General features: G+C 71.2%; 12 protein-coding genes. 5 read left to right on the plus strand and 7 right to left on the minus strand.

The annotated features are described in order from the left end of the window. Positions 1-19 precede the first annotated feature (19 nt). From JQX13_RS44570 to JQX13_RS44590, 5 genes are all read right to left on the minus strand, one after another. On the minus strand, positions 20-1,963 hold the full coding sequence (locus JQX13_RS44570; protein ID WP_203405488.1) for a hypothetical protein: 1,944 nt from the start codon (positions 1,961-1,963) through the stop codon (positions 20-22). 4 nt (positions 1,964-1,967) lie between these two features. Continuing rightward, a complete protein-coding gene (locus JQX13_RS44575) occupies positions 1,968-2,927 on the minus strand; it encodes a FecR domain-containing protein (protein WP_203405489.1) in 960 nt (319 codons plus the stop codon). Then, entirely contained in the window at positions 2,924-4,780 is a 1,857-nt protein-coding gene (locus JQX13_RS44580) for an ATP-binding protein (protein WP_203405490.1), read from the minus strand. The genes JQX13_RS44575 and JQX13_RS44580 overlap by 4 nt, the downstream gene beginning before the upstream one ends. Before the next feature lie 218 nt (positions 4,781-4,998). Continuing rightward, positions 4,999-5,982 (minus strand): hypothetical protein, encoded by a 984-nt coding sequence (locus JQX13_RS44585; protein ID WP_203405491.1) that lies wholly within the window; start codon positions 5,980-5,982, stop codon positions 4,999-5,001. Between the two features lie 29 nt (positions 5,983-6,011). Further along, positions 6,012-6,701, minus strand: coding sequence for a hypothetical protein (locus tag JQX13_RS44590; RefSeq protein ID WP_203405492.1), 690 nt, complete (start codon positions 6,699-6,701; stop codon positions 6,012-6,014). A 297-nt stretch (positions 6,702-6,998) separates the two neighbouring features. Here JQX13_RS44590 and JQX13_RS44595 point away from each other — a divergent pair, with 297 nt between their 5' ends. Continuing rightward, positions 6,999-10,085 carry a cyclic nucleotide-binding domain-containing protein gene (locus tag JQX13_RS44595; RefSeq protein ID WP_203405493.1) on the plus strand — a complete coding sequence of 1,029 codons (3,087 nt, stop codon included), beginning with the start codon at positions 6,999-7,001 and terminating at the stop codon, positions 10,083-10,085. Here JQX13_RS44595 and JQX13_RS44600 read toward each other — a convergent pair. Beyond that, positions 9,970-11,250 (minus strand): hypothetical protein, encoded by a 1,281-nt coding sequence (locus JQX13_RS44600; RefSeq protein ID WP_203405494.1) that lies wholly within the window; start codon positions 11,248-11,250, stop codon positions 9,970-9,972. The genes JQX13_RS44595 and JQX13_RS44600 overlap by 116 nt on opposite strands. Before the next feature lie 181 nt (positions 11,251-11,431). Here JQX13_RS44600 and JQX13_RS44605 point away from each other — a divergent pair, with 181 nt between their 5' ends. Beyond that, a complete protein-coding gene (locus JQX13_RS44605; RefSeq protein WP_203405495.1) occupies positions 11,432-13,042 on the plus strand; it encodes a bifunctional metallophosphatase/5'-nucleotidase in 1,611 nt (536 codons plus the stop codon). A gap of 105 nt (positions 13,043-13,147) precedes the next feature. Here JQX13_RS44605 and JQX13_RS44610 read toward each other — a convergent pair whose 3' ends face one another. Further along, on the minus strand, positions 13,148-15,037 hold the full coding sequence (locus JQX13_RS44610; protein WP_203405496.1) for a two-component system sensor histidine kinase NtrB: 1,890 nt from the start codon (positions 15,035-15,037) through the stop codon (positions 13,148-13,150). Positions 15,038-15,146: 109 nt separating this feature from the next. Here JQX13_RS44610 and JQX13_RS44615 point away from each other — a divergent pair, with 109 nt between their 5' ends. The 3 genes from JQX13_RS44615 (at position 15,147) to JQX13_RS44625 (ending at position 16,679) form a co-directional block, all read left to right on the plus strand. Then, a complete protein-coding gene (locus tag JQX13_RS44615) occupies positions 15,147-15,659 on the plus strand; it encodes a PIN domain-containing protein (protein ID WP_203405497.1) in 513 nt (170 codons plus the stop codon). Between the two features lie 78 nt (positions 15,660-15,737). Next, on the plus strand, positions 15,738-16,427 hold the full coding sequence (locus JQX13_RS44620) for an alpha/beta fold hydrolase (protein ID WP_203405498.1): 690 nt from the start codon (positions 15,738-15,740) through the stop codon (positions 16,425-16,427). Positions 16,428-16,430: 3 nt separating this feature from the next. Next, positions 16,431-16,679 carry an alpha/beta fold hydrolase gene (locus JQX13_RS44625; RefSeq protein ID WP_203405499.1) on the plus strand — a complete coding sequence of 83 codons (249 nt, stop codon included), beginning with the start codon at positions 16,431-16,433 and terminating at the stop codon, positions 16,677-16,679. The last annotated feature ends 1 nt before the right edge of the window (position 16,680 follow it).

Here is a 16,680-nt window from a genome sequence, read left to right on the forward strand (position 1 = left end):
CCACCGAGGACGGCCAGGATCAGAAGAGCGCAAGGCGATACCCCAGATGCAGACCGCCTCCTCGCAGCGTGCCACGCAGCACGTGCAGGGACGGATCGTCGAACCAATTGAAACGGGCCTCGAGGAAGGGCTGTCCCGGTCCGAGCTGGAGCCCCACGCCCACCATCGCCTGCGCCCCGAGCACCCACGTGCCCTCCTCCAACACGGGCCCACCGCCCAGCGACACGCGGCCGTGCACCCAGGCCACCGAGGGACCCGCGGCCACCCACCCCTGGAGTCCCCGCTCCCGCAGGCTACGCAGCCCCACCGCCGCGGTGAGCTCGGATAGCGAGTTGTGACCCGTGAAGCCGGGCACGTTCGCTCCGCCCGCGAACGAGAACCGCAGATGACCCGCGTCGAGCAGCAACCCCACGGAGGGCCATTGGATGACCGGCCACGCCTCCAACCGCAGCCCCACGGACGGAGCCACCACCTCCGCGAAGTTCGTCACCAGGCCCGCGCGCGGCGACACCAGCAGCAGGGGCCGGCGGCGCAACAGCGGGAGCACCCCCCGTCCGCGCACCTGCCCCACCCGTACCTCCAGCGAGGAGACATGGTCCTCTTGCGCCTCGTGCGGCACGTACCGCAACTCGTACCGCCCCGGCTCCTTCGGCAGGAGCGTGCTCGCCGAGCCTTCCACGCGCGTGACCTCGGGCTGGGGCTCGCGCACCGGGTTGCCGAAGCGATCCTCCACGGAGATGCGCCACGCCGCCTCGGACCGGCCATCCGCCACCCGCATGGAATGCCGCGGCACCACCTCCACCCGAGAGGGAGCGGCGGCGCGCAGCACCAGCGTCTTCGTCCCCACCGGCTCGGAGAGCCCTTCCACGAGCAGCCGCAACTCCAGCCGCTCCCGTCCTCCGAAGCGCGGCCTGATGCCGAACACCCCGGAGTACTCGCCCGGTTGACGCTCGGTGAGCACGCCCTCTCCCTCGGGGTCGGACTCGAGCCGCAGCCAGGCACGCGTCGGGTTGCCCGCGGCGTCCCGCACGGAGACCTCCACGGCCATCCGGATCTCCTCGGCGGCCACGACCTCCTCCCGGTCCACCTTCATCTCGAAGTGCCGCGCCGGACCGGGAACCCCCTCCAGCTTCACGCCCACGGACCACCGCCGGTCCCCAGGCACCGAGCCCTTCAGCTCCAGCTCCCCGAGGGGCCCCGGGGGCACGGTCCACCGCAGGAGCAACACGCCCGGCTCCAGCTCGGACAGCGAGCTCACGCGTCCGCGCGACACGGAGAAGGAGAAGGCCCCCAGACCCGGAGCGCCTCCCTCCGGACCCAGGGTGTAGAGGCGGATGTCCACCACCTCCTCGAGATCGGCGCGCACCTCCCGGCGATTGGCGACGGCGTGGCTCAACGAGCGCGGCGGCAACCCGAGATCGATGCGCTTGCGCCCGAAGGAGGCCTCGCGCACCCCGGGCGGCACCTCCACGGGGATGCGCGCGAGCCCCCTCGCGTTCGCCTGGACGGGCCCGAAGGTCCGCTCCCCCACCTGGAGTGTGACGGGCGCTCCGGGCCGGGTGCGCACCTCGGCCTGGCCCTGGCCCCAGAGCGGGAGCACCGACCACCCCTCGAGCGTCCCCCGGGGCCCTTTCGCCAACGCGACGAGGATGACCTCCAGGGGAAGGCTCTGTCGCGGAGGCACATACGTGGCCAGGTAGACGCCCGGCTCCACCCGGGCCGGCGGCCCGAGCTCGCCACGGCTGGCGAACAGTTCGAGACCGGTGGCCTCGGGATCCAGCTCGATGCGCACCTCCGCCTCGCGATCCGCGCCGAGCAGCACGTGCTCCGGAACGCACCGGATGCGGATGCCTCGTCTCGAGGAGCCGCTCGGGGCGCTCGGCCCGGCCGCGAGGGCGGACCCTCCACCCACGAACAACCCCACGAGGAGGAGCAGCAACGGCACCGGGCGCGAACACATCATGATGTCAGGGCGCTTCCTTCCACCGGAATCTCACCGATTCCGTCCGAGGCCTGACGCGCACGCGGGGGCGGCACGCCAGCATCATTTCGCGGATCTCCCCCCCCGGCTCCCTCGCCACCACCTTCACCTGGGAGAGGCCCTCGAGGCGCGGGACGTCCTTTCGGAAGGAGCCATCCTGGGCGACCTCCGTGGGCTCGCCTTCCACGAACACCTCCGTCCCCACGCGCACCTTCCCGGTGAGGGACACGCACAGGGCCTCGTTCGCGGAGGCCTTCGTCGCGACCTTCAGCAGCACCTCCAACGGGATGGGCTCCGGGGCGAGCGGCTTCGCGCCCTCGAGCACCAGCGACTGCTGCCCGGCGCCGACCTGGACGGTGACTCCCGCGGAGGACAGGTCCACCGAGCCCCCCCGCGTGGCCACCGCCACCACGGCCCCGTTGCGCAGCATGGTGAAGCGCGCCTCCCGCGTCTCGGCCACCGTGCCGTTCCCGCTCTGCACGCGCAGCACCCGGTCCCTCTTCCCGCGGTAGTCCACGTCGAGCCGGCCTCGCGCCAACCGGATGGTGTGGACGGCGCGCGTCACCGCGCCCATCCGCACCTCGGAGCGCTCGGGGATGGACAGCCGTGACGCCTCGTCCCCCACCCAGAGATCCACCCGGGCACCGGGACTGGTGCGGACGGAGTCGTCGGCGGCGAGCTCGTCTCCCACGCTCAGCGCCTTCCACTGCTCCCCATGGGCCCACTCCACCAGGCCCACCACCTCGATGACCGTGGCACGCACCTCCGGTACCTGGGCCGGAATGGGCCGGGAGCCCGCGACCGTGGACACGGCGGCGGCCACGCGAGGCGGCCCGGCGGTCCCCACTCGCTCGAAGACGAACCAACCCCCCAGCGCGATCAGGGACACCAGGGCCAACCCGAGCACCAGGGTCCGGCCAAACGAGTCCCGTGACGATTTCCTCATGTCAGGTGCGCCTCCCCTCCGGCCGCGGGAAGGATGATGGTGATGGTGGTGCCCAGCCCCTCGGCGCTCTCCACGCGGATGCGTCCGTGGTGGGCCTCGACGATGCGGTGCGCCACGGACAGCCCCAACCCCACCCGCTCGGGCTCGTCCTTGGTGGTGAAGAAGGGATCGAAGATGCGCTCGCGCATCGACTCGGGGATGCCCTTGCCGGTGTCCTTGACCGACAGACAGACCGCGTCGCCCTCCACCGCCGCGAGCCCCACCGAGAGCGTGCCTCCCCCCGGCATCGCGGTGAGCGCGTTGCGCAGCAGGTTCGTCACCACCTTCTGGAGCTGATCCGCGTGCCCCAGCACCCGTGGCACCGGCTCGTTCAGCTCACAGGACAGCGAGACACCGCGCGATTGGAAGTCGTCGCGCAGCTCGTGGAGCGCGGCACGCACCGGTTGGCTCGGATCCAACGGACGGCCCGCCCCCGCCCGCTCCTGCTCCGCCAGCTGGCTCAGCTCCCGGATGATGCGGGCCATGCGGCGGGCCTGCTCGAGCGCCATCGTCAGGCTCTGGCCCACGCCCGACTGGGCGGGCACCTCCTCGCACGCCAGCGACAGCAGGCCGAGGATGCCCGTGAGCGGATTGTTGAGCTCGTGCGCGATGCCCGCGCTGAGCGAGCCGAGCGCCGCCATCCGCCGGGTCCGGGCGATCTGATCCTGCGCCTCGCGCAGCTGCCGGGTCCGCTCGTCCACGCGCTGCCGCAGCTCCTCGCTCCAGCGCCGCAGCTCGGCGTCACGCCGTTGCAGCTCGTCGGCCATGTGGTTGAAGGAGCGGGCGAGCAGTCCGAGCTCGTCGCGGCCCTCCTGGGGAACGCGCTGGTCGTAGCGCCCCTCGGCGAGCGCGGCCACGCCCTCGGAGAGCCGGGCGACGGGCTGACTCACGCCCCGGGCGAGCACGAAGCCGAGCACCCCGGTGGCCGCCAGCGCCATCAGCGCCCAGAAGAAGGTCGAGCGCCGCACGTGCTCGGCCGGAGCGAAGGCCATGCTCGCCTTGCGTCCCACCACCGCGCCCCAGCCGAGGTTCGGCACGGGAGCGAAGGCGGCGAGGTACTCGATGCCGTCCACGCCGAGCACGGTGCGCACCACGGGCCCACCCCGCGCCAGACCCTCGGCCACCAGCCCACGCTCCTCCTCGCTCAGCTGGCGCTCGGGAGGGGAAGCCACCGGGACACCCTGGGCATCCACGATGAAGGCCAGCCCCCCCTCGCGGGTCAGCTCCTCCACGCGCTTTCCCATCTCGGCGAGCGACAGCTCCGCCAGCAGCAGCCGGGAGGCCTCCTCGTCCGCGCGCACCGCGAGCGCCACGCGCCCCCCGGAGGAGCCGGGCGTGCGGTACGGAGGACCGATGGCCGCGCCAATGGACAAGGCGTCCCGCACGGGCGCCTGCCGCGAGAAGAGGGCCAGCGAGTCCTCGGTGACGCGCTGCCGGCTGCCCTCGCCCTCTCGCTCCGAGGAGAACACGGCGGGGGCGATGGCGCGGCCCTGCCCGTCCACCAGCACGAGCAGGTTGAGGGAGCCGAGCTGCCGCAGGGGGATGCTCAACACCGCGGAGGCCTCCTGGGCCCGGAGCGTCTCGAGCGGGAGGTACCCGGCGGCCATGCGCAGGTTGTCCACGCCCGTGAGGACGAGCTGGCTACAGGAGCGCGCGAGGTCCGTGGCCGCCTGCGTCTGGAGTCCGCCCACCAGCCGGAGCAGCTCGTCCCGGTTGGCGCGGGAGGCCAGTCCGCCCAGCAGCAACACGGGCACCACGCCCACCAGGGCCAGGACGAGCATCAACCGCGAGGCGAAGCGCACGGGCACGGCCATTCCCCTTCCAGCAGATGCGGAGGATTGCAGCACAGGGGCCCGGCGTGGATCCGACGGAGGCGCGGTATGACGTCGCGCCGTGAACGTGCCCACCTGGCCGGCGTTGGGAGGCGGACAGGACGGGTGCTCGAAATGAAACCGCCCCCCGCCCCGGTCCTGGAATGATCCAGGAACGAGGAACGGGGGGCGGAGCCGCCGTGACGGCGGTGCCGTCCGGCTCAGTACACGACGAGCGGGTGTGGCTCGTAGTAGCCCACGACGGTGAGCACCGGCAGCTTGGGGGCCTCGTCGTCGTCCTCGCCGCCGCCCGAGGTGGTGCGCAGCCCGTCGAAGCGCGCGAGCACGACGAAGTCCCTGCCCGGCGCGAAGAAGGGATCCGCGTTCCGCAGCCGGCCGAGCGCCTCGAGTCCGGTCTCGCCGGAGACGTTGTCGAAGCGCCGGACGGTGGACGAGCTCTCCTCACGCTCGCTGGTGGAGAGCTGCCCGCCCAGGTTGGAGCGGCCGATCAGCCCCACGTCCCCGCCGATCGCGCCGGAGCGCACGGACACCGAGTCCTTGCGCGTCGCGTAGCCCACCGGCTGCTCACTCTCCACCGAGCCCAGATCCTGCTCGACGAGCCACACCGTGGGCTTGTCGCCCTCGCTGCGCACGTCGGCGACCTGGGCGCGCAGCAGCAGGTAGCGGCCCTTGTAGATGTCCGGCTGCGCGATGGCGGCCGCCAGCCCGAAGATGGGCACCTTGCGCTCGTGCAGCAGCCGCAGCTCGCCCTCCACGCTGCCGCCGCGCTTGGCCACCACCTGGGCGATCATCTGCGCCGCGTCCGGACGGACCCGCAGCTCCTCGGCCCACGCGTCACTCAGCAGCGCGCCCAGCAGCGTGAAATGGGAGGACTGCACGCACGACCTCAGCGCGGCCCAGGCCTCGTCCCGGGACGTGGGGAGCAGCCTTCGCGCCGCCACCTCGCACTGCGCGGGCGTCGCGTAGCGGGCGCCGAACGCCTTCTCCGAGGGCCTCGAGGGCCTGGGGGCGGGCCCGCTCCCGTCCACGAGGGCGGAGCGCTCCTCCACCGGGCGCCGCCGGAACTCCTGGGCATCCACCGAGTGGGAGTGCTTCGACGAGCCACACCCCACCACGGCCACCGCGCACAACAGGGCCGCACCCGAGCGGGCGGCCACTTTCGACATCTTCTGGAAGGCAGACATGATTCCTCGCTCCATCCCGCCGGTCGCCACTACAGCGACCCCGTCGCGTGGGACGGCGGGTGCACCCGCTTCACCGGCCGCCAGTCCCCGGACGCGGGGTGGGAGACCGGCATCATCAGCGAGCACGCCTCGCCGCACTGGTTGGACAGACACGCGAGCGCCGTCGCGCCCAGCTCCTGGTGGGATACGTTCTCGTGGCACCGCTCACCCGCGACCGGGCAGCCACGCTTCTCGGCGCACTGGCAGCAGGCCGAGGCCACCGTCGCCATCATCGCGGTGTCCTGCAACACCGTGGACAGCTGGCGGTAGCAGGTGCGGGCGGCTGGCGCGAAGCGGCCCTTCGCGTCGATGACGGGCACCGTCCCGTCCAGGCCACACGCGTCCTCCGCGGCGTCGGCGTACTTGCGCTCGCACGTCGCCACGAGGTTCTTGTCCGCGGCGACGCCCGAGGGCGGCTTCGCGGCCTGCAGGCACAGCGTGTGTCCGATTTCCTTGAGGGTGCGGATGTTGCTCGAGGCCTGCGACTGCACGTCCGTGGAGGACGCCACCTCGGCCTCGAAAACACATTCACGGCCCGATCTCAGCGTCTCCACGGTGCACGCCCAGGCCGTGGGCGACTCGTTCACCAGGGGCGGTGCACCGAGCGCTTCGGGTGGCAGGGTCGTGCCAGCGGCGTCCGGAGCCGAACAAAGAAGGGCAAGAATTACGGCGGTGATCATGGTGCCCCCCAGCGTAGGACCAACGCGTCCCATACTCAAACGGGCCCGGGTCGGCGGGCAACCATGAGTTCTCCTCATGCACGATGGCCATCATTGCCTGGCTTTCATTGGCGGAAACACGAAACCCCGGAGCCCCACCTCGCCTGGGACTCGTCGTGCACCAGGTGTCACGGGAGGTCACGCACCGGAGGCCACCGCGAGAGGGAAGGCGCGAGTGTTGATTGCCCGCCTGCCCTCCGTACGAGAGCGCGCTTCGTTCTGGAAATTCCGGTTTTCGACAGGTAGAGTGCACTCCCCGTGGCAGTCCAAGAGTCGCAGTCCTGGGGCCACCGCCTGTGGCCCGCGGCGACGTTCCAGTTCGCCCTCATCGCCGGCGTGACGCAGCTGAAGACGGCTGCCAACGCACTCGTGTTGTCGCGCTTCGAGTCGCATGCGATGCCCTACCTGTACCTGGTGGGCGCGCTGCTCGTGGCGACGCTGACGCTGCTGCCGCGCAAGGAGCCCGGAGCGGCGAGAGAGTCCCTGAGCGTGCTCACCGGCGTGAGCGGGCTGGTGGTGCTGGGGCTGGCCGCGGGCGTGTCCGTGGGCCAGAGGATTCCGGCGCTGGTGCTGTACCTCTTCGTGGATGCCTTCACCACGTTCATCTCCCTGCGCTTCTGGGGGCAGATGGCGTCGGCCTTCGACGCGCGCGAGGCCCGGCGGGCATTCACGGCGCTCAACGGCGTGGGCATGGCGGGAGGCATGCTGGGCGGCCTGCTCGTCCAGGGGCTCGCCGAGCGGCTCGGCACCGCCTCCATCATCGTGGGCGGGGCGCTGTCGCTCTACGCCGCGGCAGTGGCCTTCCACTTCCACCAGGGCGAGTCGCGGCACCCCTCGCGCACGCGCAACCTCGCGCCGTCCGTGGCGGCCTGGGAGTACCTCTCCACCAGCAGCTATGCCCGGGTGCTGGCGGCGCTGGGCGTGAGCTTCGCGGTGCTGTCCTCCTTCGTCGACTACTTCTTCCGCCTGCGCGTGGAGAACACACTCAGCGAGGACGGGCTGGCGGCGCTCTTCGGCTCGCTCCAGCTGTGGATCGGCCTGGTATGCGTCGTCTTCCAGCTGCTGTTGGCCGAGCGGCTGCTCAAGCGGCTCGGGCTGATGCGCTACCTGGCGCTGCTGCCCGGGGCGATGGCGCCGCTGGCGGTGGCCTCGCTGGTGACGACGGACCTGTGGCCGGTGCACCTGCTGCGGCTGCTGGAGAACGCGGTGAACTATTCGCTGCTGCCGGTGGGCGTGCAGCTGCTGTACTCGGCGGTGCCGGACGAGGAGCGCGAGGCGCTGCGCGGCGCGGTGGAGGGGCTGCTGCGCAAGGGCGGGACGGTGCTGGCGGGCGTGCTGCTGATCGGCGCGGGCCGCGCGGCCAACGGCGTGTCCATGGCGCTGGCGGTGGTGGGCCTGTGCGGGTTGCTCGGCGTGCTGCTGCTGCGGCTGAGGCCGGCCTACGTGGAGGCGCTGGGCGAGCAGGTGGGCGCCTCCCCCGAGGACGAGGCGCTGGGCCGCGAGGATCGCAAGCTACTGGTGGAGGCGCTGGGCTCGAGCGCGCCGGATCGCGTGCTGCACGCGATGGAGCTGCTGACGCAGGAGGGATTGCCGCTGCGGCCCCACCTGTCCGTGCTGCTGCGCCACACGCACGAGCGGGTGCAGGAGCGGGCGGTGAGCCTGGCGTTGGAGCTCCAGGCCTCCGAGACGGCGCCGCTGCTGGAGCAGCTGGTGACGCAGGGTCCGCGCCGCGCGAGGGACAGCGCGGTGTGGGCGTTGGCGAAGCTGGCGCCGGATCGGGCGGAGGTGCTGCTGCCGCCGCTGCTCCAGAGTCCGGACATCGGGCTGCGCTGCGCGGCCATTGGCGCGCTGCTGACCACGAGGTGGCGCGCGGCGGCGCTCGTGTCCCTGGGGGCGCTGGCGGCCCGGGGCGCACAGGCGCCGGTGGCGGATCGCCGCGAGGTGGCCCGGCTGTTCGGCCGGCTGAAGGACACGAGCTACACGCCCATGCTGACGTCCTTCCTGGGCGATCCGGACAGCACGGTGCGGCGCGTGGCGGTGCGCTCCGTGGGCGAGGGCGGCTACGTGAAGCTGGCGCCCCGGTTGCTGACGTTCCTCACCTGGCGCGAGGAGCGGCGCGAGGCGCGCGAGGCCCTGGCCGCGCTGGGTGACGAGGTGACGCCACTGCTGGAGGCGACGCTCAACGACCTGGCCGCGCCGCTGCCCATGCGGCTGCAGATCCCCCGCGTGCTGCGCCACATCGGCACGCCGGCGGCGCTGCACGCCCTGCTCTTCTCCAACGTGCGCGACGATGCCCGGCTGCACTTCCGCATCGGCGCGGAGCTCTCGCGCCTGCGCGACGAGCACCCCGAGCACCCGGTGGACGTGGAGCGCGTGCGCGAGGCCCTGGGGCGGCGGCGCGACGTGTACCGCGCCCTGGTGGAGCCCTTCCGTGACCTGCGCGCGGAGCTGGGGGACCACTCGCTGCTCACGCGCATGGTGGGGGATCGGCTGGATCAGGCGCTGGAGCTGTCCTTCTTCCTGCTGGGCCTGCTGCACCCGCCCCAGGTGATGCGGCGCGTGCACCAGCAGGTGGCGGGACAGGACGCGCGGCGGCGGGCATACGCGCTGGAGCTGCTGGAGACGCTCACGAACGAGCAGGACCGGGAGCTGGTGCGCGAGCAGGTGGAGCTCCACCACCGGGATCTGCCTCCGGGCACGCCGGGCCGGTTGGAGGCGCACCTGGCGTGGCTGTGCCGCAGCGAGGATGTGGTGCTGCGCGGTTGCGCGCGCTACGTGGCGGGCCGGATCGGCATGGACGTGCCACCGGCACAGGAGGGAGACATGAGTCAGGCGACGGTGCAGAAGCTGTTCCTCCTGGAGGAGGTGCACGTCTTCTCGCAGAACGACGTGGACGACGTGGCGGCGGTGGCGGCCATCGCCCGCGAGGCGCGCTTCCGCGCCGGCGAGCGCGTCTACAGCGAGGGAGACCCGGGAGACGCGCTCTACGTCATCGTCGAGGGCGCGGTGGACGCCATCAGCAACGGCGAGCACGTGTTGCGGATGCGGGCCAAGGAGACCTTCGGCGACGTGAGCCTGCTGGATGGCGCCCCCCGCCCCAACGACGTCGTGGCGGTGGAGGACACGCGGGTGCTCATCATCGACCGGCGCGACTTCCTCGATCTGCTGGCGGACCGCCCGGAGCTGCTCACGGGCTTCTTCCGCGCGGTGAGCCAGCAGCTGCGCGCCGTCATCCAGGCTTCGGAGACGCGGCAGGCGGGGGAGCTGCTGGAGCTGGGGGAGCACCAGAAGAAGCAGCAGGAAGAGGAGCCGCCTCCGCCTCCGGAGCGGAAGGCCGCGGGCTAGCCGTTCCCGCCTCCAGGCCGGCCCCGCCCGCCACGAGCAGGTGGCCGGCGGCCACGGGGATGAAGGGACGCAGGAAGCACTTCACCAGCGGAAGCATCGCCACCGCCCGCACCACCGCGAGCCCGCCCAGGCTCCAGGGCTGCCGCTCCACGCTGACGATCGGGGAGAACACCGGGCGGGTGAAGGTCGTCCACACCGAGCCGTAGGCGCCCATCATCGAGCGCACGGGCGCGACGCTCGACGCGACGCGCGAGGCGGTGAGCCGCTTCCATCCGCGCAGGAACCAGGGCTCTCCGGCCGCGGACTCGTTCCAGGCCAGGGCGCTCTTGCCCGCGGTGAAGACCACGAACCACCAGGCGCCCCACACGGACAGCAGCACCGTCAGGAGCCCGTCGTGTCCGGGAAGGAACCTCGTGGTGAACCACAGCAGGGGCGCCCCGGCGGCGAACACCACGAAGGCCCGCCAGCGGCGCTTCAGCTTGTTGCGCATCCACGGCAGGTTGAGCCGGACCCTGGGGGTGAGCGGCTCGTCCTCCGGCGCGAGCCCGGTGCGCAGGCTCGCCTCGCGCGAGAGCACCGTGTGGTAGTCGCGCGACAGGGCGATGACGATCCACTGGGCGATGTGCAGCGAGGACAGGAGCGCCGCCCAGTACACGAACCGGTGGACGGTGCGTTTGCGCGGGCCTTCGGCCTTCTTCGCCTCATCCAGGGCCTCCTGCACGGCGACCCGCACCGTCTCCTGGTCCGCTCCCGCCTTCACGGCGAGCGCCGCCACGCCCCGCGCCACCTGTTCGATCTCCTGCTGCTGCTCCACCTGATGCTGGATGTCCTTCGCCCGTTCCGCCTCCTGGCGGACCTCCGCCACCTCTTCGGACCACTCCTCGGGTCCGACGGACTCCACGACCTCCTCGCCCGGGCCCGTGAACACCACCCCCAGCGCCACGACGACGGCCACCTGGATCAGGCTGACCTTCAGGTAGCGCCGTCGGGTCTCCTTGTCCGCCAGCAGGACACGCGCCAGGTGGAACGGCAGGCACAGACCGTGGACGAACTGTCCCAGCCTGTTCACTGGCAACGGAACACTTCGTTGGTGGAAATGGTCCGCGCCCCGACGCACGTCCGCCCACACCTGCCACAACCTCTGCTCGTAAGCGGAGGCCGGCACGGGCTCATGACTCCCCCCACCCTGCCCCCTGCTCGGAGGAGGTAGGACGTCCTTCTGGTGGCTGTGCACGGCATGACGCTAACACGAGGGAGCGAGCGAGGCGGGAGGCCCCCTTTTTGACGACCCCGGGGGGGAGGTGTGCTATTCGCGCAGACGTATCGCCAACAAAGTCGGAGCCCTCATGCATCAAGAGTCCGAGTCCAGGCCGGCGACGGGTGGGAAGACCCCGTGGCGCCGTGCTTCCGGTGTGGTGGCCTTCGCCCTCCTGGGCACGCTCACCGGCTGCGACAAGAATGCCTCCCAGGAGAACAAGCCCGCCGCGACGGCCCAGCCGGCGCAGGCCCCCGCGCCCAAGCCCGCCGCGCCCAAGCCGACCACGGTGACGGTGCTCATCACCGGTAGCGCCAACGGTCAGCTGCTGCCCACCACCCCCGAGGGTGGGTCGCCGACGATCGGCGCCGCCGAGCTGCTCGGCTGGTGGACGGCCAAGGAGAAGCACTGTGCCGGCCAGGTGAAGGACGGCCAGGCCGCCTGTCAGGACGCCACCACGCTGGCGCTGACCATCGGCGATGCCTGGAACGGCCCGGCCATCTCCTCCTTCTTCTACGGCGAGCCCACCGCCGCGGTGATGGGCCGCATGGGCTTCGCCGCGTCCGCCCTGGGCAACCACGAGCTGGACTATGGGCTGGAGCAGTTCCAGAAGAACCACCAGGCGGGTGGCTTCCCCTTCCTGGCCGCCAACCTGAAGGTGAAGGACGCGGCGCTGGCCAAGGGCTGGGAGCTGCCGGGCTTCAAGGTGTTCGAGCGCCAGGGCCTGAAGGTGGGCGTGGTGGGCCTGACGTCGCCCAAGACGGTGACCACGGCGATGGCCGGACGCGCCGAGGGCCTGGAGGTGGTTCCCGACGAGCAGGCCCTGACGAGCGCGGTGGGCGAGGCCCAGAAGGCCGGGGCGGACACCGTGGTGGTGCTCGCGGACGAGTGCCCGCGCGATCTGCAGCCGATCGTGGGCAAGCACCCCGAGTGGAAGGTGTCGGTGGTGGCGGGTGGCCGCTGCGCGGAGCCGGTGAACACGAAGGAGGGCAACACCACCTACGTGTCGCTGGGCCGGGGCTTCGACAAGTACCTGCGCACCGCCTACACCTACGACGCCTCGAAGCCCGAGGGTGAGCAGGTGACGGCCGTGGAGACGTCGCTGGTGGACGTGACGAGCGGCGAGGGCGCTCCGGCTCCGGACGCCGAGCTGGCCAGGCAGATCGCCGACTACAAGACCCGGCTGGACACGGCCCTGGGCGAGCAGATCGGCTTCACGAAGAAGGCCTTCGAGAAGGACTCGAAGCAGCTGGGTGCCTGGGTGACGCGCGCCATCCAGGCGCAGCTGAACACGGACGCGGTGGTGCTCAACCGCAAGGGCTTCCGCGAGGGCCTGCCGGCGGGCCAGGTCACCAAGGGCTCCGTGTACTCGGTGATGCCGTTCGAGAACTCGCTGATGGTGGTCGAGGTGAAGGGCGAGGATCTGGCGCGCCAGCTGGCCAACCCGGAGGCGGTGTTCTCGGGCTTCACGGCGGCCGGCAAGGGCAGGTTCAAGGACGCCAAGGGCAAGCCGCTGGATCCGAAGAAGGAGTACAAGGTCGCGACGGTCGAATACCTCTACTTCGGGGGTGACGGCTTCGAGTTCGAGAAGCTGGATCCGGAGCCGGGCGAGACGGGCATGTCGTGGCAGACGCCCGTGATCGACTGGACGAAGGAGCAGAGCACGACCGAGGCGAAGCCGCTGGACAAGGTGATCAAGTAGTCCGCGAGCACGAAGGACACGAACCGGGGCCCGGCATTCCCACCTCCCCTCTCCCGCCGGGAGAGGGCCAGGGTGAGGGTACCGGGCCCCTCGTGTTGACGGCGTTCACCGGGCCGCCGCGGCCTCGAGCGCGCCCGACGAGATCAGGGATCTCGTGGGCTCCACGAGAGAGGCGTCCCGGGTGGGCAGCTCGAGCGTGAAGGTGGCGCCCCGGTTCTGCCCGGCACTGGTGCAGAAGAGCGCGCCCCGCATCTCCTCGGCCGCCAGCGCGCTGATGTGCAGCCCGAAGCCGTGCCCGTCCCGCTTCGTGGTGAAGCCCTGGGTGAAGAGGCGCGGCAGGTTCTCCGGGACGACACCCACCCCGTTGTCCTCCACCTCGATGCGCAACCGTCCCCCGAGCCCGGGCCCCACCCGGAGCGTGAGCAGCTTGTCCTCGCGCGCGGCCTCCAGCAACGCGTGACGGGCGTTGCTCACGAGGTTGAGCAGGATTTGAAGCAGCTTGTGCCGGTCCACCCAGACCGGCGGCATCTGGGCATACTCACGCCGCACCTCGATCCCCACCTTCTCGAAGGACAGGGCGTGCAGGCGAATCGCGTCGTCGAGCAGCTCCGGTATCGGGAGCAGCTCCATCATCCCCGAGGACGACGCATGCGCCTGCTGCATGCTCACCACCGCCTTGATGTGATCCAGGTTCTGGCAGAGCGTGCGCATCTCCTCCAACACGGCGTCGCGCTCCTCCGTGAGCCGCCGGGCCAGTGCCTTCAGGTAGACCGGGAACTGCCGCCCCCGGGAATCCGTGGTGAGGAAGGAGCCCAGGTCCACCGCGTTCTCCTCCAGCAGCTCCGCGGCCCGGCTCATGGCGGGCACACGCAGACCGTGCAGGCGCTCGGTGACGACCCCCGCCGAGACATTCACGCTGTTGAGCGCGTTGCCCACGTTGTGGAGCACCCCCGTGGCGATCTCCGCCATGCCCGCCTGCCGCGACACGTCCAGCAGGTTGCGGTGCATCTCACTCAAGCGGGCCTCGGCCTCCTTGCGCGCGGTGATGTCCCGCCCGAAGAGCGTCGTCCCCACCACGCGCCCCTCCTCGCCCCGGACGGGGCTCACGGTCAGCTCCACCGTGAGCTGCCGCTCCTTCGGTGGAAGGAGCATCTCCTCCTTCACGCGCTCTCCTCGCATCGCACGGGCCATGAACCCGAGCCACCGGGCCCGCTCCTCCACCGGGAACTCGCTGAAGCCGGGTTCGCCCTTCTGGAGCTCCCGGCCCATCACCCGCCGGAAGAGCTGCCTCGCCGAGCGGTTGGCGGTGATCACCCGCCCCTCCGCGTCCAGGGAGAGCACCAGATCATCGGTACTCTCGATGAGGCTGACGAGCTGGCCCTCGCTCTCGCGCAGCGTGCGCACCATGCGCTCGACCATGGCCTGCGTCTCGTCCCGCGAGGAGACGAACAACCAGCTCATCGCCCAGGCGCACAGCACGTAGACGGCCGCGAAGCTGCACAGCACCGGCCCGGGGCCCTCCAGCGTGCCCCAGGTATGGAGCGGGAAGACGATCCCCACGCACACGCAGGTGCTCAGGGAGAAGAGCAGGCCCAGGCGCCGGCCCAGCAGGTAGACCGACACCACCGGGACGAGCATGATCGAGGCATGCGTGGCCATCACCAGCTCCTTCATGCTGAGGATGTTGGTGATCAGCCCCGCGGTGAGGAGCAAACACAGCAGCAGCGCCAGGGGCCGCGTCGAGGAGGACCAGCGCAGCAGCACCAGCGCGCCGCCAAACCCCACCGCGCACGCCACCCCCACCGCGATGATGCTCCGCGGAACGGGATTGAGCAGCGCCTGGAGCATGATCAGCGCGTCGCACGCGAGCAGACCCCAGCACACCCCGACGAGCATCCGTGCCCGACCCAGCTCCAACGGAGATGCCCGGCGCAAGGGCTCCGATAGAAAGCCGTCCAACCGCTCCACGAACCCCACGCGTGGACCCTGGCTCATCGTCTTCCCCGCAGTCGAAGTGATGAGCGACAGCTTCTTCCAGGCGCTCCGCGCCGTTCAACGGCGGGCCCGGGAATCTGCGGCAATTCGGATAATGCAATGTGCCACTATGTCCCAAGTGTCCTCCACGCCCCTCCCCCCTCCGCTGTCCCTGGTCCTCGACACCAACGTGGCCCTGGATCTGCTGGTGTTCGACGACCCCGCCGTGCGCCCCCTGGTCCGAGCCCTCGAGGCGGGCGAGGCCACCGCGTGGGCGGATGGGGAGACGCTGGCGGAGCTGGAGTACGTCCTCGCCTACCCCTCCTTCGCGCTGGACGAAGCGGCCCGGCGCGCCGCCCAGGAGCGCTACAGGGGCCTCGTGCGCATCGTCGAAGGGGACCTGGACGCGACGTTGCCCCCCCTGCCCCGCTGCCGGGACCGGTCCGACCAGAAGTTCCTCGTCCTCGCCGCGCGCGCGCGAGCCACCTGGCTGGTGAGCAAGGACAAGCGATTGCTGTCTCTCGCCGACCGCCCGGGCCTGCCCTTCGGCATCCTCACCGCGCGGCAACTGGCGGGATTGCTCGATGCTCAACATCCGCGGCAGGTGCTGGAGCGGCTCGCGGAGCTGGAAGCGCTCCGCTGAAGGTAGCCTTCGCCTGTCAATTGGCCGGCGGGGCATACCCTGCCGCGTCAAGGAACGATCCCACGGGGGGACATCACGGTGAAGACGCTTCACACGGAAGAGACTCGCGAGGTGGGCCGTGGCCGTACGCGCGACCACGCGATGAAGGGGCTGACCCTTCACGCCAACGGGCTGAAGTTCTCCGCCATGGAGATGGGAAAGGGGCCGGAGCTCGTCTTCTGCCTGCACGGCTTTCCCGACCACGCCCGCTCCTTCCGCGAACAGATGCCCGCGCTGGCCAGGGCCGGCTACCGCGTCATCGCCCCAACGCTCCGCGGTTACGAGCCCTCCTCCCAGCCGCACGACGGTGACTACCACCTGGTGCGTCTGGCGGAGGATCTGCTGGGGTGGATGACGCACCTGGGCGAGCGCAAGGTCCACCTCATCGGGCACGACTGGGGCGCGGTCATCGGCTACATCGCCACGGCGATGGCACCGGAGCGCTTCCACTCGTTCTCCGCGCTGGCGGTGCCCCACCTGCACAACCCGCTCGACGCCTACCGGCGGACGCCCGTCCAGCTGCGCAACTCCTGGTACACGTTCTTCTTCCTGCTGCGGAAGGTGTCGGACTACGCGGTGCGATGGGACGACTTCCAGCTCATCGAGAAGCTCTGGCGCGACTGGTCCCCGGACTGGCGCTGGCCCGAGGAGGAGATGATCGCGCTCAAGCGCACCTTCCGGCAGCCGGGCGTGCTGGCCGCGGCGCTCGGCTATTACCGCGCCATCTAATCCATGTGGTCTCCCACGAACTGGCGGACCCACAGGCTGCTCCAGGCGCCCGTCCGGGTGCCCACGCTCGCGCTCACCGGCGCGCGGGACGGCTGCCTCGACACGCGCCTGTTCGATCTGATGCGGCCCGAGGACTTCCCGGCGGGCCTGCGCATCGAGCGACTCCAGGGCGCGGGGCATTTCCTGCACCAGGAGAAGCCGGCCGAGGTGAACCGGCTCCTCGTGGAGTGGCTCGGCCAGCACCGGGCGTGAG

Origin of the sequence: Archangium violaceum, assembly GCF_016859125.1 — a bacterium.
Classification (GTDB): domain Bacteria; phylum Myxococcota; class Myxococcia; order Myxococcales; family Myxococcaceae; genus Archangium; species Archangium violaceum_A.

Excerpts from the sequence above, each read along its gene's own strand:
- JQX13_RS44570 (WP_203405488.1), bottom strand. The coding sequence starts at position 1,963 with ATGATGTGTTCGCGCCCGGTGCCGTTGCTGCTCCTCCTCGTGGGGTTG.
- JQX13_RS44575 (WP_203405489.1), bottom strand. The coding sequence starts at position 2,927 with ATGAGGAAATCGTCACGGGACTCGTTTGGCCGGACCCTGGTGCTCGGG.
- JQX13_RS44580 (WP_203405490.1), bottom strand. The coding sequence starts at position 4,780 with ATGGCCGTGCCCGTGCGCTTCGCCTCGCGGTTGATGCTCGTCCTGGCC.
- JQX13_RS44585 (WP_203405491.1), bottom strand. The coding sequence starts at position 5,982 with ATGTCTGCCTTCCAGAAGATGTCGAAAGTGGCCGCCCGCTCGGGTGCG.
- JQX13_RS44590 (WP_203405492.1), bottom strand. The coding sequence starts at position 6,701 with ATGATCACCGCCGTAATTCTTGCCCTTCTTTGTTCGGCTCCGGACGCC.
- JQX13_RS44605 (WP_203405495.1), top strand. The coding sequence starts at position 11,432 with ATGCATCAAGAGTCCGAGTCCAGGCCGGCGACGGGTGGGAAGACCCCG.
- JQX13_RS44610 (WP_203405496.1), bottom strand. The coding sequence starts at position 15,037 with ATGAGCCAGGGTCCACGCGTGGGGTTCGTGGAGCGGTTGGACGGCTTT.
- JQX13_RS44615 (WP_203405497.1), top strand. The coding sequence starts at position 15,147 with ATGTCCCAAGTGTCCTCCACGCCCCTCCCCCCTCCGCTGTCCCTGGTC.
- JQX13_RS44625 (WP_203405499.1), top strand. The coding sequence starts at position 16,431 with ATGTGGTCTCCCACGAACTGGCGGACCCACAGGCTGCTCCAGGCGCCC.